The organism is Boseongicola sp., from assembly GCF_057460485.1.
Map to the genome: position 1 here is coordinate 1 of NZ_JBVCWP010000035.1, position 23,183 is coordinate 23,183.

General features: G+C 59.5%; 23 protein-coding genes. 5 read left to right on the top strand and 18 right to left on the bottom strand.

Going from position 1 to position 23,183, the window contains the following annotated elements; all coding sequences use genetic code 11:
* Window positions 1-2,171, top strand: a 2,171-nt coding sequence (locus AC221Y_RS06830; protein ID WP_486707042.1) for a glycine cleavage T C-terminal barrel domain-containing protein, incomplete at its 5' end; no start/stop codon positions are given.
* Window positions 2,164-2,730 carry a sarcosine oxidase subunit gamma gene (locus tag AC221Y_RS06835; protein WP_299758461.1) on the top strand — a complete coding sequence of 189 codons (567 nt, stop codon included), beginning with the start codon at window positions 2,164-2,166 and terminating at the stop codon, window positions 2,728-2,730. The genes AC221Y_RS06830 and AC221Y_RS06835, both read left to right, overlap by 8 nt.
* Here the strand turns inward: AC221Y_RS06835 and AC221Y_RS06840 are convergent.
* From AC221Y_RS06840 to bcoG, 9 genes are all read right to left on the bottom strand, one after another.
* Window positions 2,727-4,283, bottom strand: coding sequence for a trimethylamine methyltransferase family protein (locus AC221Y_RS06840; protein WP_299758462.1), 1,557 nt, complete (start codon window positions 4,281-4,283; stop codon window positions 2,727-2,729). The two genes, AC221Y_RS06835 and AC221Y_RS06840, sit on opposite strands and share 4 nt — an antisense overlap.
* Window positions 4,284-4,376: 93 nt before the next feature.
* Entirely contained in the window at window positions 4,377-5,063 is a 687-nt protein-coding gene (locus AC221Y_RS06845) for an HAD family hydrolase (RefSeq protein ID WP_299758464.1), read from the bottom strand.
* A 67-nt stretch (window positions 5,064-5,130) separates the two neighbouring features.
* Entirely contained in the window at window positions 5,131-5,916 is a 786-nt protein-coding gene (locus AC221Y_RS06850) for a carnitinyl-CoA dehydratase (protein WP_299758466.1), read from the bottom strand.
* Window positions 5,916-7,904 (bottom strand): acetate--CoA ligase family protein, encoded by a 1,989-nt coding sequence (locus AC221Y_RS06855; RefSeq protein ID WP_486707043.1) that lies wholly within the window; start codon window positions 7,902-7,904, stop codon window positions 5,916-5,918. The genes AC221Y_RS06850 and AC221Y_RS06855 overlap by 1 nt, the downstream gene beginning before the upstream one ends.
* Window positions 7,905-7,958: 54 nt before the next feature.
* The gene (locus tag AC221Y_RS06860; RefSeq protein WP_486707044.1) at window positions 7,959-9,119 is read right to left on the bottom strand and encodes an acyl-CoA dehydrogenase family protein; all 1,161 of its coding nucleotides are present in this window, start codon (window positions 9,117-9,119) and stop codon (window positions 7,959-7,961) included.
* The gene (locus tag AC221Y_RS06865; RefSeq protein ID WP_299753470.1) at window positions 9,116-10,525 is read right to left on the bottom strand and encodes a carnitine 3-dehydrogenase; all 1,410 of its coding nucleotides are present in this window, start codon (window positions 10,523-10,525) and stop codon (window positions 9,116-9,118) included. Before AC221Y_RS06865 ends, AC221Y_RS06860 begins: the two co-directional genes overlap by 4 nt.
* The gene (locus tag AC221Y_RS06870) at window positions 10,522-11,286 is read right to left on the bottom strand and encodes an SDR family oxidoreductase (RefSeq protein WP_486707045.1); all 765 of its coding nucleotides are present in this window, start codon (window positions 11,284-11,286) and stop codon (window positions 10,522-10,524) included. Before AC221Y_RS06870 ends, AC221Y_RS06865 begins: the two co-directional genes overlap by 4 nt.
* A complete protein-coding gene (locus AC221Y_RS06875) occupies window positions 11,283-11,909 on the bottom strand; it encodes an SGNH/GDSL hydrolase family protein (RefSeq protein ID WP_299753474.1) in 627 nt (208 codons plus the stop codon). The genes AC221Y_RS06870 and AC221Y_RS06875 overlap by 4 nt, the downstream gene beginning before the upstream one ends.
* The gene (gene bcoG / locus AC221Y_RS06880) at window positions 11,906-12,820 is read right to left on the bottom strand and encodes a 3-dehydrocarnitine:acetyl-CoA trimethylamine transferase BcoG (protein ID WP_486707046.1); all 915 of its coding nucleotides are present in this window, start codon (window positions 12,818-12,820) and stop codon (window positions 11,906-11,908) included. The genes AC221Y_RS06875 and bcoG overlap by 4 nt, the downstream gene beginning before the upstream one ends.
* A gap of 30 nt (window positions 12,821-12,850) precedes the next feature.
* Here bcoG and AC221Y_RS06885 point away from each other — a divergent pair, with 30 nt between their 5' ends.
* Window positions 12,851-13,837, top strand: coding sequence for a GlxA family transcriptional regulator (locus AC221Y_RS06885; protein ID WP_299755094.1), 987 nt, complete (start codon window positions 12,851-12,853; stop codon window positions 13,835-13,837).
* Here AC221Y_RS06885 and AC221Y_RS06890 read toward each other — a convergent pair.
* Window positions 13,834-14,826, bottom strand: coding sequence for an NADPH:quinone reductase (locus tag AC221Y_RS06890; RefSeq protein ID WP_486707047.1), 993 nt, complete (start codon window positions 14,824-14,826; stop codon window positions 13,834-13,836). The genes AC221Y_RS06885 and AC221Y_RS06890 overlap by 4 nt on opposite strands.
* 18 nt (window positions 14,827-14,844) lie before the next feature.
* Window positions 14,845-15,540 (bottom strand): SIMPL domain-containing protein, encoded by a 696-nt coding sequence (locus tag AC221Y_RS06895; protein WP_299755098.1) that lies wholly within the window; start codon window positions 15,538-15,540, stop codon window positions 14,845-14,847.
* A 147-nt stretch (window positions 15,541-15,687) separates the two neighbouring features.
* On the opposite strand from AC221Y_RS06895, the gene AC221Y_RS06900 reads away from it, so the two are divergent.
* The gene (locus AC221Y_RS06900; protein ID WP_299755100.1) at window positions 15,688-17,940 is read left to right on the top strand and encodes a hypothetical protein; all 2,253 of its coding nucleotides are present in this window, start codon (window positions 15,688-15,690) and stop codon (window positions 17,938-17,940) included.
* A gap of 275 nt (window positions 17,941-18,215) precedes the next feature.
* Here AC221Y_RS06900 and AC221Y_RS06905 read toward each other — a convergent pair whose 3' ends face one another.
* From AC221Y_RS06905 to AC221Y_RS06915, 3 genes are read right to left on the bottom strand one after another with little or no spacing between them, the layout of a single operon-like run.
* On the bottom strand, window positions 18,216-18,527 hold the full coding sequence (locus AC221Y_RS06905) for a DUF1697 domain-containing protein (RefSeq protein WP_366141734.1): 312 nt from the start codon (window positions 18,525-18,527) through the stop codon (window positions 18,216-18,218).
* The gene (locus AC221Y_RS06910) at window positions 18,439-19,137 is read right to left on the bottom strand and encodes an FG-GAP repeat domain-containing protein (RefSeq protein WP_486707048.1); all 699 of its coding nucleotides are present in this window, start codon (window positions 19,135-19,137) and stop codon (window positions 18,439-18,441) included. Before AC221Y_RS06910 ends, AC221Y_RS06905 begins: the two co-directional genes overlap by 89 nt.
* Window positions 19,137-19,460 (bottom strand): 2Fe-2S iron-sulfur cluster-binding protein, encoded by a 324-nt coding sequence (locus AC221Y_RS06915; RefSeq protein ID WP_299755104.1) that lies wholly within the window; start codon window positions 19,458-19,460, stop codon window positions 19,137-19,139. The genes AC221Y_RS06910 and AC221Y_RS06915 overlap by 1 nt, the downstream gene beginning before the upstream one ends.
* A 118-nt stretch (window positions 19,461-19,578) precedes the next feature.
* Between AC221Y_RS06915 and AC221Y_RS06920 the strand changes: the two genes are divergently transcribed.
* A complete protein-coding gene (locus tag AC221Y_RS06920; protein ID WP_299755106.1) occupies window positions 19,579-19,953 on the top strand; it encodes an OB-fold nucleic acid binding domain-containing protein in 375 nt (124 codons plus the stop codon).
* Here AC221Y_RS06920 and AC221Y_RS06925 read toward each other — a convergent pair whose 3' ends face one another.
* The 4 genes from AC221Y_RS06925 to AC221Y_RS06940 form a co-directional block, all read right to left on the bottom strand.
* Window positions 19,954-20,208 (bottom strand): hypothetical protein, encoded by a 255-nt coding sequence (locus AC221Y_RS06925; RefSeq protein ID WP_299755108.1) that lies wholly within the window; start codon window positions 20,206-20,208, stop codon window positions 19,954-19,956.
* Between the two features lie 127 nt (window positions 20,209-20,335).
* Entirely contained in the window at window positions 20,336-21,145 is an 810-nt protein-coding gene (locus AC221Y_RS06930; protein ID WP_299755110.1) for an ABC transporter permease subunit, read from the bottom strand.
* Window positions 21,142-22,029: an ABC transporter permease subunit gene (locus AC221Y_RS06935; RefSeq protein ID WP_299755112.1), complete on the bottom strand. Its 888-nt coding sequence runs from the start codon at window positions 22,027-22,029 to the stop codon at window positions 21,142-21,144. Before AC221Y_RS06935 ends, AC221Y_RS06930 begins: the two co-directional genes overlap by 4 nt.
* Window positions 22,026-23,162, bottom strand: coding sequence for an ABC transporter ATP-binding protein (locus tag AC221Y_RS06940; RefSeq protein ID WP_299755115.1), 1,137 nt, complete (start codon window positions 23,160-23,162; stop codon window positions 22,026-22,028). Before AC221Y_RS06940 ends, AC221Y_RS06935 begins: the two co-directional genes overlap by 4 nt.
* Between the last annotated feature and the right edge of the window lie 21 nt (window positions 23,163-23,183).

Here is a 23,183-nt window from a genome sequence, read left to right on the forward strand (position 1 = left end):
ACGGCGCCTACGATCATGGCATCTTCGGCGCATTGGAGCGGATGACCGACCATCTTCCCGACAGCGGTGACAAACCCCGGCAGGTGCTTTGGCGCATCTATTCCAAGCGCGCTATTCTGGCCGCCGGCGCGACCGAGCGGTCGATGGCGTTCGGCAATAACGACCGCCCCGGCATCATGCTTGCGGGCTCTGTGCGGACTTATGTGAACCGTTTCGGCGTCGCTCCGGGCCGTAAGATCGCGGTGTTTACCAACAACGACGACGGATTGAAGACCGCGGAAGATTTGCGCGCCAAGGGCATAGACGTGACACGGATTATCGACGCGCGCGAGGGCGACGTGGTGGTTAACACCAATGGACGCAAAGGCTTGAACACCATCTTCCTGAACCGCGGTCGTCACGTCGAGGCCGACTGTCTGGCCGTCTCGGGTGGCTGGTCGCCCAACGTCCACCTCAGCAGCCATCACCGGGGCCGCCCTGAATGGCGCGATGACATCGCAGCGTTTGTGCCGGGCGGCGAATTGCCCCCCGGAATGGTCGTGGCCGGGGCTGCGGCAGGCACGATGACGCTGGCCGCCACCCTTGCCGAAGGACACGAAGTGGCCACACGCGTTGCGACCGATCTGGGAAAGTCTGGGTCGCTCGGCACCGCTCCAAGAGCCAGCGACGAGATCTTCGCAACGGCGCCAATCTGGCACGTTAAGGAAAGTAAACACCGCGCGTGGGTCGATCTGCAGAACGATGTGACCACTAAGGACATTACACAATCCTACCGAGAAGGCTTCCGTTCGGTCGAACATCTGAAGCGCTACACGACACTTGGAATGGCCACCGAACAGGGCAAAACCTCGAACATGCTGGGGCTTGCCCTGATGGCGGATGCGTCCGGCAAAACCATCCCCGAAACCGGCACGACGATCTTCCGCCCACCCTATAGTCCAGTGGCCATCGGCGCCTTCGCAGGCCGCGCGCGTGGCAAGAATTTTCGCCCCACACGTCGTACGCCAAGCCACAATTGGGCCAATGAGAACGGCGCGAGTTTTGTGGAAGCCGGCATGTGGAAGCGCGCCGAATGGTATGCGCGTCCCGGTGAAAAAAGTTGGCGCGACAGTGTTGACCGCGAGGTGAAGGCAACCCGCAACGGTGTCGGTATTTGCGATGTCACGACGCTTGGCAAGATCGACATTCAGGGCCACGATGCAGCTGAATTCATCAATAAAATCTACGCAAACGCCTTCTTGAAGTTGCCTATTGGCAAGGTCCGTTATGGGCTAATGTTGCGCGAAGACGGCACCGTTTACGATGACGGAACCACCGCGCGATTGTCCGAGACGCACTTCGTTATGACCACGACAACGGCCAACGCGGTTCTGGTGCTCCGCAACCTTGAATTTGCGCGCCAATGCCTTTGGCCTGACCTTGACGTTCATCTGATCTCAACGACCGACGCCTGGGCGCAATTCTCGGTTGCGGGACCAAAATCACGCGCGCTGATGCAAAAAGTTGTCGACGATCTGGACCTTTCAAACGAGGCATTCCCCTTCATGGCCTGCACGACATGCACCGTGTTTGGTGGCACACCCGCGCGCTTGTTCAGGATCTCATTTTCCGGCGAATTGGCCTATGAAATCGCGGTCCCTGCCCGATACGGCGATGCAATGATCCGCGCTATGATGGCGGCTGGCGAAGAGCTTGATCTGACGCCCTACGGCACCGAAGCGCTTGGTGTGATGCGGATCGAAAAGGGCCATGTTGCGGGCAACGAGTTGAACGGGCAGACCGATGCGCGGATGATCGGGCTGGGAAATATGGTCTCACGCAAGAAAGATTTCATCGGCGCCGCTCTTCTCGACCGTCCCGAACAGGTGCGCGAAGATGGCCTGCAACTTGTTGGTCTTCGCCCGATTGACCGAGACGTGTTCCTGACTGCCGGGGCGCACTTTTTTGTGGAAGGCGACCCCGAAGATATGGCCCACGATCAGGGCTGGATGACCTCAGTTGCTTACTCACCAGAGCTTGGCCATTCAATTGGTTTGGGCTTCCTCAAACGCGGGCGCGACCGACATGGTGAACGACTGCGCGCCTTCAGTCCGATCCGTGGACAGGACGTCATGGTCGAGGTCTGCTCGCCGCATCACATCGACCCCGAAGGAGACCGTCAACGTGGCTGACATCCCTCTGACAGCGGCGCCCGCTTTGGGTGACGTTAACCTTACCTTCGCAAGCTGCGTTTTGACAGAACGCACTGACATTGCGTTGATTTCGGTGGCAACGCCGCATGCAGGATATGAAGCGCTTGCCGCAAAAATCAAAGATGTGTGGGGGCTTTCCATGCCGGGCGCGACCGCCTCTTTGAACGCTGGCGCGATGCGTGCCATTCCGTTGGCGGCGGACCAAATGATGCTGGCGTTCACCCCAGACGGCGGCTTGTCCGAGACCTCGGTCCAGGCGGAACTCACCGACGTCGCCTACACGACCATGCAGACCGACGCATGGGCCATCATTGAGCTGTCCGGGGCCGGAGCGACCGCCGCTTTGGAGCGCATCTGCCCCCTCGATCTTGATTCGCAGACCTTCCCAAACGGAGCCGCAGCGCGCACGATGATGGAACATTTAGGCGCCCTCATCATACGACTAGAAGCGGACCGTTTTCTGCTGATGTCCGCAAGGTCATCTGCGCAGTCTTTCCTGCACGCGGTCGAAACATCCTGTCGCTGGACTGCGCCTTAGAAATCGGTCGGCGCACCGCCTTCTGACTTTCGTCTAGCGACAAAATCCGCCAGCTCATCCTGCACGGCGACGTCCATAGGAGGGGCTTCAAAGCTGTTTACGATATCTTTGAAAAGGTGATGCGCACGCTCCGCTGTCCAGATGCCACCGGCAATTTCCCATCCTTCATAATTGCGCCAATCGCTTAAGAAAGGTTGATGAAAGGCCGTCTCGTAGCGGTCCTGGGTGTGCTGGATTCCAAAGAAATGCCCTTCGCCGCCAACTTCACGGATAGCTTCCACCGCGATGTCGTCGGGTGTTGTCGCTGTGATCGCCGGATCAAAATAGCGGATGAGTTGGCCTAAAACCTCGCAATCCATCACGAACTTCTCGGGACTTGCGATCAGCCCGCCCTCAAGCCATCCCGCTGCATGGTAAACGGCATTGGTCCCGGATTGAACCGCAGCCCAAAGCGAGGCGGTCGTTTCCCACATCGCCTGCCCGTCTGGTACGTTCGCCGCGCACGATCCTGAAGACCTAAGCGGCAGCCCGTAAAAACGCGCCATCTGGCCCGTCATCTGCGTGGCGCGTATGTATTCGGGCGTTCCGAACGCAGGCGCGCCTGTCTTCATATCGACGTTCGATGTGAAGGTTCCCAAGACACAGGGGCAGCCTGGCTTTACCCATTGGAACAATGCAATAGCCGCCATTGCCTCGGCGATCGACTGGGCAACTGCTCCGGCCATTGTGACCGGCGCCATCGCACCCGCAAGCGTAAACGGCGTGACAATTACCGCCTGCCCACGCCGCACCATACGCAAACACCCATCGATCATCGGTTGGTCATGCTTGAGCGGTGAAGTCGAGTTGATATTCGTATACATGTGCGGGCGCGACTGGAATTCTTCCTCCGAAAGACCGCCCCCAATCTTAACCATTTCGATGACATCTTCGACCCGCTCTTTACCAAGCGAATAGGCATGCATGACTTTGTCGGTCAGCGTCAATTTATCGTAAACCACGTCCAGATGACGGTCTCTTGCGTGAATATCGACCGGTTCAACCGGGTATCCACCGGCAAAATGGATGCAGTTGAAATATTGCGTAAGTTTTAGCAAATCTTGACACTGCTTGCGGGTCCCTGGAACTTTCCCCGTCTCAAGATCGAAATAATTCGGCGGCGACGAGACATTTCCGAACACCATGTTGCGCCCGCCGATGGTGATCTGACGGTCCAGATTACGCGGCGTGATCGTAAACTCGGACGGGGCTTTCGCCACCATCTCCATCACCCATTCCCGATCCATTCGTACGTTCGAGCCGTTAACCTTAACACCGATTTCCTTGAATAGGTCCAAGGCCTCTTCGTTCAGAAAGTCGATCCCGATCTCTTCAAGAATGCGCATCGCGCCGTTGTGTATTGCCTCGACGCCTTCTTCGTTCAAGGGTTCGGTCGGGCGATCTGTGTTCACAGGAATGATCCAGGGGGCCTGTTGGATAACATCGCTGGACGTGCGACGCGTGTTTCCGGCCCGGCCTCCGGATCTGCGTTTACGCTCGGTGACGTCGGCCATGATGATCTCCTTGGGTTGAGACCATCTTTGGAAAATCCCAGTCGGATCGCCGACGCGTCCGCGACACAATCTGTCGTTTTTGGAAATCCGCCCCTAAGACGCCGACAGCCAGCCTGCGATATGCCCGATGTCAGGCAGCACAACATCCGCTAGATCTGTAAGTGCCTCTGCCTCCGCAAGCCCCGTCAGGACACCAATCGTCGTCATACCCGCCGCGCGGCCGGCTTGCAGATCGTGCCTGCTATCGCCAACCATGGCAGTTGCGCCCGCGCGCATTCCGGTCGCAGCACAAAATTCAAGCAGCTGTCCCGGCTCTGGCTTTGACCCGAACCCGCTGTCATATCCGGAAATGAAATCAAAGTGATGCGTAATTGCATGTGCTTCCAGATGCGCCCGCGCCGGTGCTTCTGAATCGTTTGTGACAAGCCCCAAAACCCGCCCCACTCCCAAAGCGGACAAGGCTTCAAACAAGCCCGGAACAGGCACTGGCGTCATTTCCACGGCATAGCGGTCCATCACCGAAATCAGGTCAAACCCAGCGGGCAGGTATGCCGCCGCCGCCACTGCGACGTCCGCTGCTGAGCCGGCAATGACGACGCTGTCTGGATGAAAAACGCGCGCGACGGGATCAAATCCAATGGCCGTGGCAACATCGCCCACCGCATCCGGCGCGATCGTTGCTATATGATCCAGAACAGTCACTGCCCAGCCGCCCCAGCTGGCCGCAAAGTCGAACAATGTGCCGTCCTTGTCGAAGATTATCGCTTCAATCCGGGGCATGATCTACACCTTCATCCTTCAATAAATACCTCGGGGGAGGCGCTAAGCGCGGCGGGCAGGCCCCCCCCTACCGTCCCTTCCAGACCGGGTCACGTTTTTCCGCAAAGGCACGCGCGCCCTCAAGTTGGTCTTCAGACGCATATAGCCGATCTACCGTGGGTAGCTGACGCGATGTTATACGGCTTAAAGCATCCTGAAACTTAGAATCCTCGGCATCGCGCACAACCTCTTTGATCGCAGCATAAACAAGCGGCGGACCCGAAGCGATCAGCCGAGCAAGGTCCCAGATCGCATCATCCAGCTCCTCGGGCGCCACCACTTCGCGCAGCAATCCAAGGCGGGAGGCTTCTTCGGCGTCCATCCATCGCCCAGTCAAAAGCAAATCCATCGCAACGTGATAGGGAATGCGCTTGGGCAATTTGATCGAGGCCGCATCCGCCACCGTGCCAGAGCGGATTTCCGGCAACGCAAAGCTTGCCGTACTTGAGGCCACAATCAGATCGCACGATAGTGCCAACTCGAATCCACCACCGCAGCAAATGCCGTTTACGGCACAAATCACCGGCTTGTTCATATCCGGCAATTCCTGAAGCCCGCCAAAGCCACCAACGCCGTAGTCCCCGTCGACCGCATCGCCGTCGGCTGCGGCCTTTAGATCCCACCCGGCGCAAAAGAACTTGTCCCCCGCCGCGCGCAATATTGCCACGCTCAGGGTCGGATCATCGCGAAAATCGCGAAATACTTCGCCCATTGCGCGACTGGTGTGCAGGTCAATTGCATTGGCCTTGGGCCGGTCAAGCGTCACCTCAAGGATGGTGCCTTCGCGTCTTGTGCGGATCGCAGTCTCGGTCATTATAAGTCCTTTCGGATCAGCGCATCAGCGGCAACAGCGCCGTTTTCACGTACCATAAGCGGGTTGATCTCAATGTCGATCAGGCTGCCGTCCTGCGCCATCATCGCCTGCACCGACAGCGCAGCGTCAACGATCGCGGCGACGTCTGCTTTTGGCATCCCGCGATAGCCATCAAGCAGCGGCCAAAGCTGCAGGCGTGTCAATGCCGCCTCGATCTCAACGCCCGTCACCGGCGCAATCAACGTGACAGTGTCTGCCAGTAGTTCGGCCTGCACCCCGCCGACCCCAAGCGTCAGGGTGGCCCCGTAAACCGGATCACGCACCGCACCGATAAGGACCTCGGCGACCGCGCCGGTCACCATTTCCTCAAGTAAATAGCCCGATGCGCCGTGAATTGGCGAAAAATCTTTCAGTGTGTCGATGTTCAGACGTACGGCTGCGGCTTCGGATTTATGGGCAAACCCAAGACCCTTAAGCGCAAACGGCGGCGACAAATCGCCAGGATCGACCCCCGCAAGCACCGGTGAGGTCACACCGCGCGGCACCGTAATTCCCGCCGCCGCCAAAAGCGCCTTGGCTGCCGCTTCGTCAAGCATCTCCCCAATCTCCGAAGCGCGCGCGCGCCACGGCGCCCAACCGTCCGTGCCCGGAGGGGTTCGCGCGGCTTCCACGGCAGCCAGCGCGTCGTTGATTCCCAAAAGCGGGGTCACACCCCCCTGCAAAAGCCTGTCCGAAAGCGCCTCGTCGATGGTGTCGGGCAATGTCGCTACCGCAAAGACCGGCCTACCCGATTGCGCCCTCGCCGCGATCATGGCCTCGAAGGCAGGCTCGAAACTGGACACATTACAGCGGCCTGGATGCGGCTGATCAATCACAAATAGCGTCGCATCAAATCCACTCGCTGCAGTGGTGAAAACATCCGCCATCAAGGGCACGTTCCCCCAGATAAACGTATGATAATCCAAAGGATTCGAGATGGTGACCAAGGGCCCCAGCAATTCAGACAAGCGCGCGGATTGCGCATCCGGAACGGGTGCAAAATCCAAACTCGTCGCCGCGGCGGCGTCGGCAACCAGCCCGGCCTCACCGCCCGAGCACGAGACGGAAAGAAACGTCTGCGCGGTAAGCGGTCCATTGGCATGGCATATTTTCAACGTTTCAATCAGCTCAGGAAGCGTGCGCACCTCGCCCGCTCCGATCTGTTTTAGGTAAGCCGACGACGCCACGCCTCCGCCCGCAAGCGAGGCAGTGTGGGTCATCGCCACCGATTGCCCCTTCGCGCTGCGCCCGGCTTTCAAAACGACGACCCCTTTGCCAGAGGCGCGCGCTTGCACCACCACACGCGCGAAAGCGCGCGCATCGCCAACGCCCTCCATATAGACGCCTAGCGCGGTGACCCGGTCATCCGCCAACATCGCCTCGGCCAAATCGGCCAAATCGGTCTGCGCAGCGTTTCCAAGGCAGGCGAGATAAGCGATTGGAAGACCACGCTGCTGCATCGTCAGAGTCATTCCGATATTGGACGACTGCGTCAGGATCGCCACCCCACGCGCCACCGGACGACAGCCCTGTTGATCCGGCCAGATCGTCGCCCCATCAAGGCTATTGATCACGCCGTAGCAGTTCGGCCCCAGCACCGGCATATCGCCCGCGCGGGATACAAAATCCGCTTGCAGATCATGGTCGCCCGTCTCGGCAAACCCGGACGCGAAACAGATTGCACCGCCACAACCCGCCCGTTTCAGCGCGTCAATAACTTCCAGCGTAGCATGGCGGTTCACGCCGATGAACGCCGCATCTGGGGAGCCTGGCAATTCCGCCACCGAGCGAAAACACCGCCGCCCCGCAATCGTCTCCCGCGTCGGATGCACCGGCCATATTGCGCCCTGAAACCCGGATGTGTCGCATTGCCGAACAACGTTTTCCGCCCACGCCCCGCCAAAAACCGCGATGGATTCCGGATGAAGAAGACGTTTCAGATCACGCATGACCGTCTGGTCTTTCTTCTTGGCAAAAATACTCCCGCCGGAGGCCCAAGATCTTCACCCCCCCAGAGGCCGCAGAAGCTCACGCCCGATGATGTGGCGCTGTATTTCTGAGGTGCCGTCCCAGATACGCTCGACGCGGGCATCGCGCCAGAATCGTGCAATGGGTAGATCATCCATCAGCCCCATGCCGCCGTAAATCTGAAGCGTCGCATCCGTGACCCGCGCCAGCATTTCAGAGGCGTAAAGTTTGGCGCTGGCGATCTCGCGATTGGCAGGCAACCCCTGATCAAGCCGCCAGGCAGACGCCAAGGTCAGCCAGTCCGCTGCATCAATTTCTGTCACCATATCAGCCAGTTGAAAGCTAACTCCCTGAAACTTTCCGATTTGTTGCCCAAACTGTTTGCGTTCGGCGGCGTAGTTCAATCCCATATCAAAGACCCGTCGCGCGCGGCCCACGGCCATTGTCGCAACCGTGATACGCGTGGCATAAAGCCACTCGTTCATCACCGCAAAGCCTCCATCGACTTCGCCCAGAACCTGTGCATCCGGCAGACGACAATTGTCGAAATCGAGGACCATATTTTTGTAGCCGCGGTGACTGACCGACGCATATCCATTGCGGATCGTAAACCCCGGCATGCCGCGATCTACAAGGAACGTCGTGATCCGCTTTTTCGGCCCACGTGGCGTCTGATCCTCGCCCGTTGCGGCAAACACGATCACGAAATCCGCGTGGTCGGCACCCGATATGAAATGTTTCGTGCCGTTCAGCACCCAGTCCCCGCCGTCCCGGCGCGCCGAACACGACATGCCGCGCACATCCGAGCCCGCCCCCGGTTCCGTCATGGCCAGTGCGTCCATTCGTTCGCCGCGCACGGCAGGAAGCAGATAGCGTTCCCGCTGCTCGCCTTCGCAGGCCATCAGGATATTTTGTGGGCGTCCAAAAAAATGCGTCAGCGCCATTGAACCGCGGCCCAACTCGCGCTCGACCAATGCAAAGTCGACATGAGACAACCCGGCGCCGCCCACGTCCTCGGGAAAGTTGCAGGCGTAAAAGCCAAGATCAAGCGTCTTTTGTTTGATCTGCCGGGCAAGATCGACGGGCACCTCGCCGGATTTTTCAACCGTGTCTTCATGGGGATAAATCTCGCGTTCAACGAAGCTGCGCACAGTCTCGACGATCATCGTTTGTTCGTCACTCAGACCAAAGTTCATGATGCGCCCTCTGCATGAGTTGCGGCAAGGTTGGCAAGTTTCTCGGCCACGTCGGAGCGCGGCGGACAGGTCTTGCGAGTCACAAGACTGACGTGCAGCAGGAACTGCGTACAAGTTGAATACACCTCGCCATCCGCATCGCGGCGCATTTCGTGGAAAAGCTTCAGCTTTTTGCCCTCGGCCAAAAGGATGCGCGTAGTGACATGGCAGGCGTCGCCCGCATGAGCTTCCACTAGGTATTTGATCGTGTTTTCAACCGTAAAATAGCTAAGGCCGGCCGCCACATAGTCGGCGTCTGCGCCGAACGCGACCATCGTCTCGTCGGCCGCATCCGAGTAGACCTGACCATAGCGGCTTTCGTTCATGTGGCCGTTGTAATCAGTCCAATCAATTGGGATCACGCGGCGGATCGTGATCATTGGCACCGCGCTTGTATCCGGGCGCGGTAGGGTCTCTTCGTGGTCCGCAATCAGCGCCCCTGCCGCGTTTCCGCGCGCTTTCAGGGCCCGCATTATTGCGATCAAATTGGTGTCGCGCAGGCGTTCCAATTCGCGGATAGACAGATGCCCCGACTGCGCATCCGATTGATCGCCGATCTTCTGGATTAACTCGTCAGTCAGTTCCGGCACGTCCATCAGTTTGGTCCAGGGCCATTCAAGACAGGGACCAAACTGGGCGATGAAATGCGCCATGCCGCCCTCGCCGCCCGCGATACGGTAGGTTTCGAACAGGCCCATCTGCGCCCAGCGCAGACCAAAGCCATAGCGGATTGCGTTATCGATTTCCTCTGTCGTCGCAATGCCGTCTTTTACCAGCCAAAGTGCCTCGCGCCAGACCGCTTCAAGGAAACGGTCGGCAATGTGGGCGTCGATTTCCTTTTTAATTTCAAGTGGGTAAAGCCCCACGCTGCTTAGAATATTCCGCGCGCGCGCCACGACGTCTTCATTCGCGCCATCGCCCGGAACGACCTCGATTAGCGGCAAGAGATAGACCGGATTAAACGGGTGCGCGACAAAGATGCGCCCCCCCGTTGGCATGCCATCGCGCAACTCGGAAGGCTTAAAGCCGCTGGTCGACGAGCCAAGCGGCGCATCCGAATTTGCTGCCGCAATCTGGGCATAGACCTGGTGTTTCAGATCAATCCGCTCCGGCACGCTTTCCTGAATGTAGTCCGCGCCGGTTACCGCTTCTTCCAGCGTGGCCGCGAAGATCAGCTGTCCCTCGGCGGGCAGCGCGCGGTCATACAGCATCGGCAACGCCCAGCGTGCCTGCGCCAGTACCTCGGCAATTTTACGTTCTGCTTCCGGGTCGGGGTCAAACACCGACACGTCCCAGCCGTTCAGCAAGAACCGCGCGGCCCATCCGCCGCCGATCACGCCGCCTCCGATAATCGCTGCTGTTTTCATGCGCTATTCGTCTCCGTATGTCCGTCGATTGTCAGGGCTTGCCCGGTGACTTTGGAGGCTCCGTGCGAGGCCAGCCAGACGCCCGCTTCTGCGATGTCATCCGCCGTAACCCAAGTGCGCAGGCTGGTGCCGTCCGCATAGGCCGCGCGGATGGTGTCGGCGTTGCGTCCACTGGCGCGCGATTGGTTGGCCAGCATCCGCTCCATCCGCTCGCCTTCGACCGCGCCGGGACAGATCGCGTTGACGCGCACGCCTGCGGGGCCAAGTTCCATCGCAAGCGTTTTCATCAGGCCCAGAATGCCCCATTTCGCGGTCGCGTAAGGCGAGCGATGCGGGTGGCCCCACTGGCCCGAAGTGGACGAGGTCAACACAATAAGCCCGGACCTTTGCGCCCGCATCACCCGCGCAGCCCAGCGGCAGGTCAGGAACGCGCCATCAAGGTTAACGGCAAGGCAGGCGCGCCAATCCTCGGGCGAGATATCTTCGATGCGCGCGGCGGGGCCGCCGGTGCCTGCGTTGGCAAAGACCGCATCGGCGCCCCCCCAATCCGTTTCAATCTCGCCGAGGAACGCATCCACCGCTTCGGCGTCGGTGACATTCGCCACACGGGCGCGAATAGTGGGATGTGCGTCAGCGAAGGCGGCAACGGCTTGCGCATCAGCATCGCAAATCGCGACCTGGTCACCGAGGTCAGCAAAACGTTCGGCAATCCGCGCGCCGATCCCTGCGGCACCGCCTGTGATGACGACGCGGCGGCTCATCCAAGCAACGCGCGGATCACAGGCGCGATGGCGTGCCCAAGCTTCGTGTGGGACGTGGCGTTCCAGTGGACGCCGTCGATCGGATCGACCGAGATCACCTGCCCGGCGTCAAAATACGAAGCGCCATTTTCACCAGCAAAGCGCTCCATCGCTTCTGGCAGAGCTTTGCTGCGTGCCTCGGCCCCTTCAAAAATCGCGGCAAGATCACCGCGTTCTTGGACGGCGGGCGGACAGATCACCAAAATCTTGTCGGTGACGTCCAGAGCCTTCGCTTCCCGCACAAGACGCGCAACACCTAAAGCGATGTCGGTGGCGTTCAAGCCAAAGCGGTTCTTCGCGTCGTTCGTGCCTAGGCAAATTATCAGCAAATCTAGAGGCTTATGAGACTCCAAGATCGCACGAAGCGGTCGTAATCCGTTGCGATAGGCCCCCTCGACCGGATCATCGTGTACAGTTGTGCGCCCCGGCAAACCTTCGGTTACGACCTCGACGCCGAGCCCAAGGTCGGCCCCCAGGACATCGCCCCAGCGTGCGCCGCGCGGTAGGGTCGTATCATCCTTCAAGGCCGCCATCGGCCCGGTGCCAAAGGTGTTGCTGTCGCCGTATATTAGCACGCGCTTCATGGACGTTGCGCCTGCTTCGTGAGGCCCAGCTTCCGGCGCACATCTTCGGGCCCGATCACCCGCGCGCCAAGGCTTTCGATAATCTCGACCGCGCGCGCGACCAGTTCGGCATTCGTCGCCAACTGCCCGCGTCCAAGCATTAGATTGTCTTCAAGACCCACCCGAACATGTCCCCCCGCAAGGACAGAGGCGGCGACATACGGCATTTGATTGCGGCCCAACGCGAACGCCGAATAGGTCCATCCAACCGGCACATTGTTCACCATCGCCATGAAGGTATTCAGATCATCCGGCGCGCCCCAAGGCACGCCCATGCAAAGCTGCACCAAGGCGGGTGAGGACAGAATGCCTTCTTCGACCAACTGCTTTGCAAACCACAGATGACCCGTGTCGAAGGCTTCGATCTCGGGTTTGACGCCAAGTTCGGTCATCATCGTGCCCATAGCCCGCAGCATGCCGGGCGTGTTGGTCATCACGTAATCGGCTTCGGCAAAATTCATCGTGCCACAATCCAGCGTGCAAATCTCGGGCCGACATTCGGCGATATGCGCGACGCGCTCGGTAGCGCCCGCCATATCGGTGCCGGAAGCATTCACCGGCAGCGGTGCCTCGACCGAGCCGAATGTGATGTCGCCACCCATGCCCGCCGTCAGGTTCAGCACCACATCCGTGTCGGCCTCGCGGATGCGATCCGTCACTTCGCGAAACATTTTCGGATCGCGCGACGGCGCGCCGGTTTCGGGGTCCCGCACATGACAATGCACCACTGCCGCACCTGCTTTGGCGGCTGCAATCGCGCTGTCGGCGATCTGTTTTGGGGAGCGCGGCACATGCGGGCTGCGATCCTGAGTGGCACCCGATCCGGTTACGGCACAGGTAATGAAGACCTCGCGGTTCATTTGAAGCGGCATGTCTGTCCTCCCTTTGTTGTTTGAAACTCTATGCCGATTGACGGCTACGACTTTGCTGTTTTAGTCATAACTATGCGCGAATGGACAATTCCAAACGATGAGACGGCTGAATTCACTTTCCTTTTGTTCGACCGCTTTTCAAATCAGGTGCTGGCCAATGCGCTTGAACCCCTGCGCGCGGCCAACACCTTTCTCAGCACACCCGCTTATGCGTGGAAAATCGTCACCCGCGACGGCGCGGCGGTACAAAGCTCGGCCGGCATGACTGTCGTGCCAGACAGCGCGCTTGATCCGACCGACCGCGGCGCTGCTTTGATCGTCTTGCCAAGCTATGGCTACAGGGCTTTGGCCACTGACGCGCTATCGCGGCAACTTCGCGCAGCCTCAACCCGCTATGACAAAATGATCGGGCTTGATGGAGGCGCGTGGCTTTTGGCAACGGCCGGCCTGTTGGAGGCCAAGCGCGCCACCATCCACTACGATGAGATCGAGGCTTTTTCTGAGGCTTTCCCCCAGGTTGATATCGTGCGGCAACGTTGGGTCGATGACGGCGATCGGCTGACGGCCAGCGGCGCAGTCACGGCGTTTGAATTGATGATGCACCTGATCGCGCACCGCCACGGCACCGCCCTGACTCTGCGTATAGCGGCCCTGTTTTCCGCCCCCGACGCCACCACATCCGGGCCCCTTGAGCCGCCCAGCGGGGATCGCCGCATTCGCCGCGCTTTGGCCGAAATGGAGGCGAATATTGAAATGCCCTTGCCGCTGGCCGAAATTTCGAAGCGCGCTGGATGCCGCCAACGCGATCTGGAACGTCGCTTCAATCAGGCGTTCGGCGCGCCGCCGCGCAAGGTCTACCAACGCATCCGCCTTAACGCAGCGCGCAATCTAGTTGAGGACACGACGCTGTCTTTGTCCGAGGTTGCAACACGATCCGGCTATGACAACGGCGCTGCGTTTTCGCGCGCATTCCGCGAGACGTTCGGCCTTAGCCCCCGCGCGGCGCGATTGCGTTAGACGTCGGACGCGATGCGCACCAAAGTCACGCCGATGCGCGTCCCAGCTTCGACGGATTGATGCGCCGCGACAATGTCGTCCAGATTGAACGTCTTCGCAACGACACCCTTCAATGTGCCATCCGCCAGCCATTCCGCAATGTCCGCCACGGCTTTCGCACGCGCCGCATTCGGGATTGAATAGGCCAGCACCGTGCGCAAATTAAGATTCATGAACATGAACGTATAGAACGGCAAAACCGGCTCGGGGACCGCCATCGAGCCATAGGATGCAACCGTTCCGCCTTCGGCAATTACGGCCTGCGTGATGTCTAAATTGCCGCCAAATTCTACCTCGACAATCCGATCCACGCCACCGGAGCCAGCCGCCTGCTTGATTTGATCCACCGCATCTGCATCGCGGTAGTTCACCACGTGATCCGCGCCCATCTCTTTGGCATGCAATGCTTTTTCCGAGTTGCTGACGGTCGCGATCACCTTCGCGCCACAACGCTTGGCCATCTGGATCGCCATACTGCCGACCGTCCCGGCCCCCCCTGTGACGAGCACCACCTGCCCCTCAATCGGACCGTCAGAAAACAAGCACCGATGCGCCGTAATCGCAGGGATGGCTAAAGTCGCGCCGGTCTCGAAATCAACGCCTGTTGGCAAATCCACCGCCTGCTCGGACGGCAAGGCCACCAGCTCGCCCGCCGTGCCATGCGCGCGCTTCCACGCTGCATTCCAAAGCCAAACACGCCGCCCAACCCGCGCGGGATCAACATCCGCGCCCACGGACACAATCCGCCCCGCGCCATCGCTTTGCGGCACAATATACGGGAACGCCAATGGGCCTCGCGCACCGCCCCGCGACTTCACGTCCGAGGGATGCACCGCAGATACCGCTATCCGCACCAAAACCTCGCCCGCGCCGGGCGTCGGATCAGCTAGGTCGCACAGGGTCAACACCTCTGCCGCAGGTCCCGTCGATTTGTATATTGCCGCCTTCATCTTCGTTAATCCCTATCCTTAGTCTGCAATTGCGAAGACGATCGTCACGGTCGCACGGATGTCAATTTCGCCGCCTGCGATCGGCACCGCAGACCGCGCTTCCATCATCAAGCCCCGGTCAGCCGCAAACGGGGCTGGACCCGCCCCGCCTTCGGAAATCGTAAGGACCGCCCCAAGGGTCACACCAGCTGCTTCGGCCAGCACTTCAGCTTTTTCGCGCGCCACGCCAACCGCTTGCGCGCGCGCTATTTGCTCGAGATCACCGCGTTCCTGAATATCGAAATATAGCCCATTCATCGCGTTCGCGCCGTCGGCAACAATTGCATCCAGAACCGTGCCAAGCCGGTCAATGTCGAGGACCCGCACCATCAGATCGTTGGACGCTACATAGCCGGTCACACGCGGCGGGGAGCCATCGTTGCTGCGTGCGTATTGCGGCGAAAGCCCGATGTTGCGGGTCTGGATATCGCGCAGCGCAATGCCTTCCGATTCCAGGCGCGCCAATACCGCCGCCGCCCCTTCCGAGGCCTCCTGCAATGCGTCACCGGCCCGCCGCGCCTGCCGCGAGACACCGACAAACACTGTCGCCATATCTGGCGCAGCCGAAACCGTGCCTTCACCGCTGACGACGATTTCTCGTTCAGTGTCTTCCGCCAGCGCCACCTGCGGCGACACCGCAATTAACGCCACAAAAACCATCCATAAAATCCGCATCACGCACCTCCGCTCCAAAACTCAAATTCAGGCTCAGTTTGCACCCTATTTGCACCGTTTCACACCCTCGTCGGCGAATTCTCGCACAAGACAATTATCATCATTCTGGATCGTGACGCCGGGCAGGTCACATGGTATCTCTTCGACATGTCAGAGCGTTGGGGTTTTGATCTTTCAATGGAGGCGGTACGCCTCTTGCGCCACCGCTCTGGCGAGTGGCAGGAATTTGTCGTTCAAAAGCTGGAAGGCGACGATATCGAGGCGCGCCTGGCCGACCTTGTGGCACGAGTTGAAACGCCGGCATCTGTTGATATCTTCCTGCCCCGCGACCAAATTCTCTATACCGACGTCAAGGTAACCAGCGACACACCTGATGTGGCAGAGATCAATGCCGCCATGGAAGGGCGCACGCCCTATGACCTTGCCGATCTTGAAATCGACTGGGCCACCACGGCCCCCGGCACCGCGCGCGTCGCGGCAATTGCGCGTCAGACTCTGGACGAAGCCGAAGCCTTTGTGACCAAGGGTGGATTGACCGTCCGCGCGTTTTCCTCGCTGGCAACGCCGGACGATTTCCCGCGCCCTCCGGTCTTTGTCGAGCGCGCGGCAATCGCCTCCGAAGACGGATTTAGCGACGATGAACCCGCCGCCGCCGCTTTTTCTACGGGGCGCAAAACCGTGCCGCCATTGATGCTGAAAGACGCGCCAAACGTGACTGCGGTGGACGATGGCCCGGTGGTGAAGGTCGATGACCCGACGCCGGTTCTGCAACTGCCCGAAACCGAATTGCCACCGCTTAATCCGGGCACGCCATTGCCGCGTCCCACGTCCCAGCCGCGTGTTGTCACCAACGTCGGCGCGTCGGCCGCCGCAGCCCGCGCGGCCAGTCTGACCGCCACTCCATCGGTCGAAATCCGCCACCGCGACCGCGCCCTGCCGACCCCGGCACTGGCCGCAATTGCCGCCGTGTTGTCGATTGTGATTGCGATTGTCATCTGGACGATACTGCCCTCGACCCCGGAAACGTCGCTTGTGTCGCCCGAGGCGAACGAGGCGACCACGCCTGCGGACGTGCAAATTGCCGAAGTCGCACCGCCGCCAGTGGAAGACACCACACCCGAGGCATCTCCGCTTCCTTCCGATATTGCCGACGTGTCCGATACGCCCAGCGCGCCTGTCTTGCCGGAAACCGCGCCTGCGTTTGCCTGGGCCATAATCCCTGCGCCAAACGCCGCAACACCCCTCGGCACCCCAACCGACCTCCAAGCGATCACAGTCGACCCCCGGCCCGCAATCGCATGGCTGGAACCGCGCCCAGGCACATTGGACGCGATCGAAGACTATATGCCCGTGGCCTTCGTGCCCGACAGCATCACAATTCTCGACAGCCCCGGCCTTGGCACAATTGCCGCCTTCGAGCCGATCAGCAGCTCCGAAGGTGCCGCCAGCCTGATCGCTCCAGCGGACGAAGGTGCGGCCCTTCTGCCAACTGTCGAAACGGAAGCGCCTGAAGTCTATGTGGCACCCGTCGAGGAAGCCACACCGCAGGTCTCCGAAGCCACAGAGCCGAACGTCATCGCGGAAGAAACCCAGCTTGCCGCACTGGTAGCGACGGTTTCGAATACGCGCCCCGTGACTGTTACGGCGGCAGAAATCGGAGCCCCACTGGTCACACAGCCACCCGAGCCTGAACCCGAAGTCGTCGAGACAGTCGCGCCAGAAGCACTCGGCCCCGTCGAACTGATCCAAACCGAACTTGCGGCCGCCTTGCCAGACACCGCGCCGCGCCGTCGTCCCAGCGAGTTTATGACGGAAATCGAGCGTCAGAAATTTGGTGACCGCACGCGCGACGAGCTTGGCGAAATCCGCCCCGGAACGCGTCCCCAATCGGCCCAGATCGAAGCGCTTGTTGTGCGCGCGGGCAATCCGCCAAGCGATCTTGCTGTGGCAACTTCCGCCTCACCGCGCGGCAAGCCGCGTGATTTCGACGCCATCGTCGCCTCCGGTCTGATCCAGTTGCAGCGCGAACGCGAGGCCCGGACGGTTGCGACCCTCACACCAGACACCAGTGGCGCGATTGAAGCCGCTCTGGCCGACGAGGTCGCCGCACAAGAAGCTACACGCCCGCAAAACTCTCCGCGCCTTGCGATCCCGTCCAATGTTTCGGTCGCGCGTCAGGCCACCGTCGAAGAAGCCATCAGCCTGAACCGCATCAACCTTGTAGGCGTGTTCGGGCGTCCTTCGGACCGCCGTGCGCTGGTGCGATTGCCGTCAGGTCGTTACGTGAAAGTGCAGGTCGGGGACAGAGTAGACGGCGGCATCATCGCCGGTATTTCGGACTCTGCATTGCAGTACCAAAAAGGCGGGCGCACGATCTCGCTGGCGATGCCACAGGGCTAAGTCAACGCGGCCTTCGCCATCGCCACCAACCGTTTCATCAAATTCATATTGCGCGTGGTCCCCGGCGCGGCGGTTTTGATCTTAAGCCGCAAGCGTTCCATTCCGCTTTGGAAATGCCCCTTATCTCGCGCACGCCCAAAGCAAGTTGTGCCGTCACAGTGTCCAAGGCATTGCGTGGTGGAGCGGCATCCAGAAACATCAGCGCCGCCTGATTTCCGAAAGCCTCGTAGAGCGGACAGGCCCGCCACGCCGCCTCGATCTCGCCGACCTTCGGATCATGACCGGCACCAAAGCGCCCGTGAACGCCTGCATGCGGCTTCCAAAGTCGCCTTCACCGTCCTTGCGTCTAAATCTGAGAAAACACCGCGTTCCCCGCGGGCGATATAGGGGCGCGCACCAGCAAATCCGGCCTTTTCGCAAAGCTGCACAATATCGCGCATCGCCAGCTTGCCATGACCGTCGAGGATCACCGCCCGAAGCAAAGCCGCATAAGGCGCGTCACTCGCAGGCCATTGCGCGCGCGAAACTCTCCCGGCCTTCGTGTGGTGCAAGATCGTCCAGCGAGAACCGAAGCCCCTTAAACCCAAGCGCCAGAACGCGCTCCCAATTCACTGAAGCGACGATCATCTCAGGGCCCTGCCCACAATCGCGGATGCCGCCGGCAATGTCGCTTTCGCCAATCCGGTGGTTGGTCACTCCTGGAAAGCTTGCCACGAACTTCAGCTGTCCATCCTGAAACCGCAACACGCGGACCGTCTTGGCCAGGTGCGGGCGGTCGACATAGACCAGCTCGATACGCCCGTCCCCGTCGAAATCCGCGGCCCCGACACCGATGGGCGCAAGCCAGCGGTTCGGCCGGCCAATATATTCGTTCGCAGTAACCAATCCGTCCGGATCATAGATCGCCAAGCGGGCGCCGACCTTTTGGTGGCTTTCGACAACGATCACTTCGTTTTCGCCATCCCCGTCCACATCGAACAGGCGCGGTACTGTGTCTTCAAAGACGCGCTCTTGTGGCAGAACCAAACGGACGGTGCGCCCACCTTCTGTCTCCATGACCAAAGCGCCCCATTCGATTGCGTCGCCCAACACGCCGTGGGCATAGCGCGTGGTCGGCTCATCGTAGCGCGCCTCGCGCACACCTTCGGCCATTACTGGTGCCGCAAGCACTGCGACCAGAGCGGCCAGGCGCCACATCAGATCTGCTTCTCGGGCATTTGCACGACAAGCCCGTCAAGCGCGTCCGAGACCTTCAACTGACAGGTCAGACGCGAGCGTTCGGCGCTTGGCTCGAACGCGAAATCAAGCATGTCTTCTTCCATCGCGTCCTTCGCAGGCAGCTTTTCAACCCAGTCCGCATGAATATAAACGTGGCAGGTCGAGCAGGCACAGGCACCGCCGCAATCCGCTTCAATTCCCGGAATGCCGTTATCGCGCGCGCCTTCCATGACGGTAAGCCCGTTGGGTACGTCAACGACGTGTTCTTTGCCGCCGTGCTCGATGTAAGTAATCTTGGCCATGATCGTCCTCTTAGGTGTGTCGCCGACTACCTAGCCTTGCAAAGCGTCCCTTTCCACCCTTTTTGAGCCTTGCTCACAAAGCCTTGCGCGAACACTTAAATGTTCTATCTTTGTTCTCATGGAAAATCCTGGCCCACCCACATGGCACCGACCACCGGCCTGCCTGCCCCACGACCAACTTGATCTGCCACCGGGTGGCGCACGGGTCGCGGTGGCAGGCCTTGTTTTGGTGCGCCAACGCCCCGGCACCGCCAAGGGGGTGATCTTCATCACGCTGGAAGACGAAACCGGCATTTCCAATGTGATTGTCTGGCGCAAAATGTACGAGCGCTTCCGCCGCGCAGTGATCTCGGGGCGCGCGCTGAAAGTAACGGGGCGCGTGCAGCGCGAAGGCGGCGTGACGCACGTCATCGCAGAGCACATCGAGGATATTTCCCCGATGCTCGACGACCTCACCCGACCTGCAACCGTGCACAGGCCAACCGAGCCCTGATCAGGCCTCGCCCGCCTTGTCGTCCTCGTGATCATAAAGATAAAGCGTCAGCGGCCCGTCGGTCTTTTCGGCCCAAAGCACAGCTTCACGCACAGAAATCCCGACGCGTTCCGCGTAATCAATCTCGATCCCTAAACCGGGCTTCACCTGATCCGCGTGTTCTGCTTCATTGTTCTTTGTTGCACTTTCCAAAACGGCCATCACGCGCGACCAGCGGTACTCCCGCTCGCGCAGATCAATCATATTCACTAGCATAACAACTGCTTCCCCAGCCTTACTCTAAAACGTCTTTTAACTAGCTTACCTGAAACGCGTCCCGGAAGGCTGCACCAACAGGAATTTAAATGCAATAAAAACAGGCAGGCCCGCCAATTTAGGCGCCTCAGCCCGCCTGCGCCTCTTCTTGCAATCGCCGCGTAATTTGCCGCTTGGACACGATCGACGCGGTCAAAACACCCACAGTCACAATCGCGATAATGATCGTCGACAGCGCATTTATCTCGGGGCTGACGCCCAATCGAACGGATGAGAAAATCTTGATCGGCAAGGTCGTTGACGATGGTCCGGCTGCGAAGGACGCAATCACCAGATCATCCAGAGACAACGTGAACGCCAGCAACCAGCCTGAAATCACCGCAGGCGCAATAATTGGCAACGTCACAAGGCGGAAGGCCTCAAACTTCGACGCCCCAAGGTCCAGCGCGGCCTCTTCCAGCGAGTCGTCGAAACTTATCAACCGCGACGACACAACAACCGACACATAGCACATCGAAAACGTCGTATGCGCCAATACAATCGTCAACACGCCGCGATCCATCCCGATGGCAATAAACAACAAAAGCAGCGAGAGTCCGGTGATCACTTCGGGCATCACCAGCGGTGCATAGATCATGCCGGAAAACACTGTGCGCCCGTAAAACCGCCCTCGCCGCACCAACACATACGCTGCCATCGTGCCCAGAACCGTCGCCAGTGTGGACGAGAAAAACGCCACCTTCATCGTCACCCATGCTGCATCGATCATCGCATCGTTCTGCAGCAATTCTCCGTACCACTTGGTCGAAAACCCGGCCCAGACCGTGACCAGCTTGGACTCGTTGAAGCTGTAGATCACAAGGATCAGCATCGGGATGTAAAGAAATGCGAAACCAAGCGTCAGCGAGACAACATTGAAGGCAGACAGACGCTTCATTGTTGTGCCTCCTTGTTGATCTGCTGGTTGCGCTGGAACAAAATGATCGGGATGATCAGGATCAACAGCAGGATGATCGCCACGGCACTTGCCACCGGCCAGTCACGGTTATTGAAGAACTCCTCCCACAACACTTTGCCGATCATCAGCGTGTCCGAACCGCCCAAAAGCGATGGGATTACGAACTCGCCCAGCGTTGGAATGAACACTAGGAAACACCCTGCCACCACGCCGGGCCGCGCCAGCGGCAGTGTGATCAGCCAAAACGCTTGCATCCGAGAACAGCCCAAATCCTCGGCTGCTTCCAATAGGGACGCATCCATCTTTTCCAGCGTCGCGTAGATCGGCAGGATCATGAAAGGCAGATAGGTATAAACGATGCCGATATAGACCGCCGTGTTGGTGTTAAGGATCGTTAACGGCTCCGAGATGACGCCGGTCCATAAAAGGAACTGGTTCAAAAACCCTTCCGTCGAAAGAATGCCAATCCACGCATAAACGCGGATCAGAAAGCTTGTCCAGAACGGCAGAATGACCAGCATCAACAGCGCAGGCCGCCATTCCTCCGCCGCGCGCGCCATTGCGTAAGCAATTGGAAATCCAACAAGAAGCGTCAAAAACGTCGAGATCGACGCAATCTGCAAGGACGACAGATAGGCCTTCCAATAGAGATCATCGCTGGTCAGGAAAATATAGTTCTCAAGATCAAGCGCGCTGAAAAACGCAGCGACCCCCGCCCATCCATCCGAGACTTCCAAAGTCGGCGTATAGGGTGGAATAGCTAGATCAATGTCCGAAAGCGAGATCTTCAGAACGATCCCGAACGGCACCAGAAACAGCACGAAAAGCCAAACGAAAGGAACACCAATCAGAAGCCGTTTCATCGCGCCAACACCAACCCGGCGGTGTTGCTCCAACTGAGCCAGACTTCGTCTTCCCAAGTGAAATCACGCCGCTCGATCCGGGACCGGTTGCCGATCTCGCATTTCACCACCGGCCCTTCCGGCAGCTCCACGTGATAGGTTGAAAGGTTGCCAAGATACCCGATATCGAGAATTTTTCCCTGCACCCGGTTGCGACGATCCTGTGGTTCGTCCGCCGAGATCGCAATCTTCTCAGGCCGGATCGCAAAGGTCGCGCCTTGCCCCTTGGTCAAAGCAGCCCCCGGCTGTCCGATCAGCGGTGTGCGCCCCTCGGCCCAAGCCAGTTCAGCCCCCTCGCCCAAGGCCGAAACCGTCCCCTCGATCAGGTTCACATCGCCAATGAAATCAGCGACATAAATCGAATTTGGCTGTTCATAAATCACCTCGGGCGTTTCCACCTGAATAAGCTGACCGTTGTTCATCACCGCAACGCGGCTTGCGACCGTCATCGCCTCTTCCTGATCGTGCGTCACAATCACAAAGGTCGTTCCGGTCTTCTCCTGAATGTCCATCAGCTCGAACTGCGTTTCCTGCCGCAGCTTTTTGTCCAAAGCCCCCAACGGCTCGTCCAGCAACAACAGCTTGGGAGCCTTCGCCAAAGACCGCGCCAAAGCGACCCGCTGGCGCTGACCGCCTGAAATCTGATGCGGTTTACGTTTGGCAAACTGTGAAAGCTGCACCAGCTTCAGCATCTCTTCGACCCGCGCAGCAACCCGGTCCTTGTCCAGCCCGTCACGTCGCAGCCCGAATGCAATGTTGTCCCAAACGCTTAGATGCGGAAACAGCGCATAGGACTGGAACATCATGTTCACCGCGCGCTTGTTGGGTGGCACCGACGACATGTCCTGCCCGTCGATTGAAATCACCCCGCAAGAAGGCGTCTCGAACCCTCCCAGCATCCGCATCAAAGTGGTCTTGCCACACCCCGACGGGCCCAAAAGCGCGAAGAATTCCTGCGGATAGATGTCCAGTGAAACATTGTCGATCGCGGTGAAGTCGCCAAAGCGCTTGGTCACCTGATCAATCCGGATCAGCGGGGTCGCTCCCGCATCCGTCCATGGCGTAAACACATCGTCTTTGCCTGAAGCCGCCAAATCCGCCCCCTTAAATCAAAA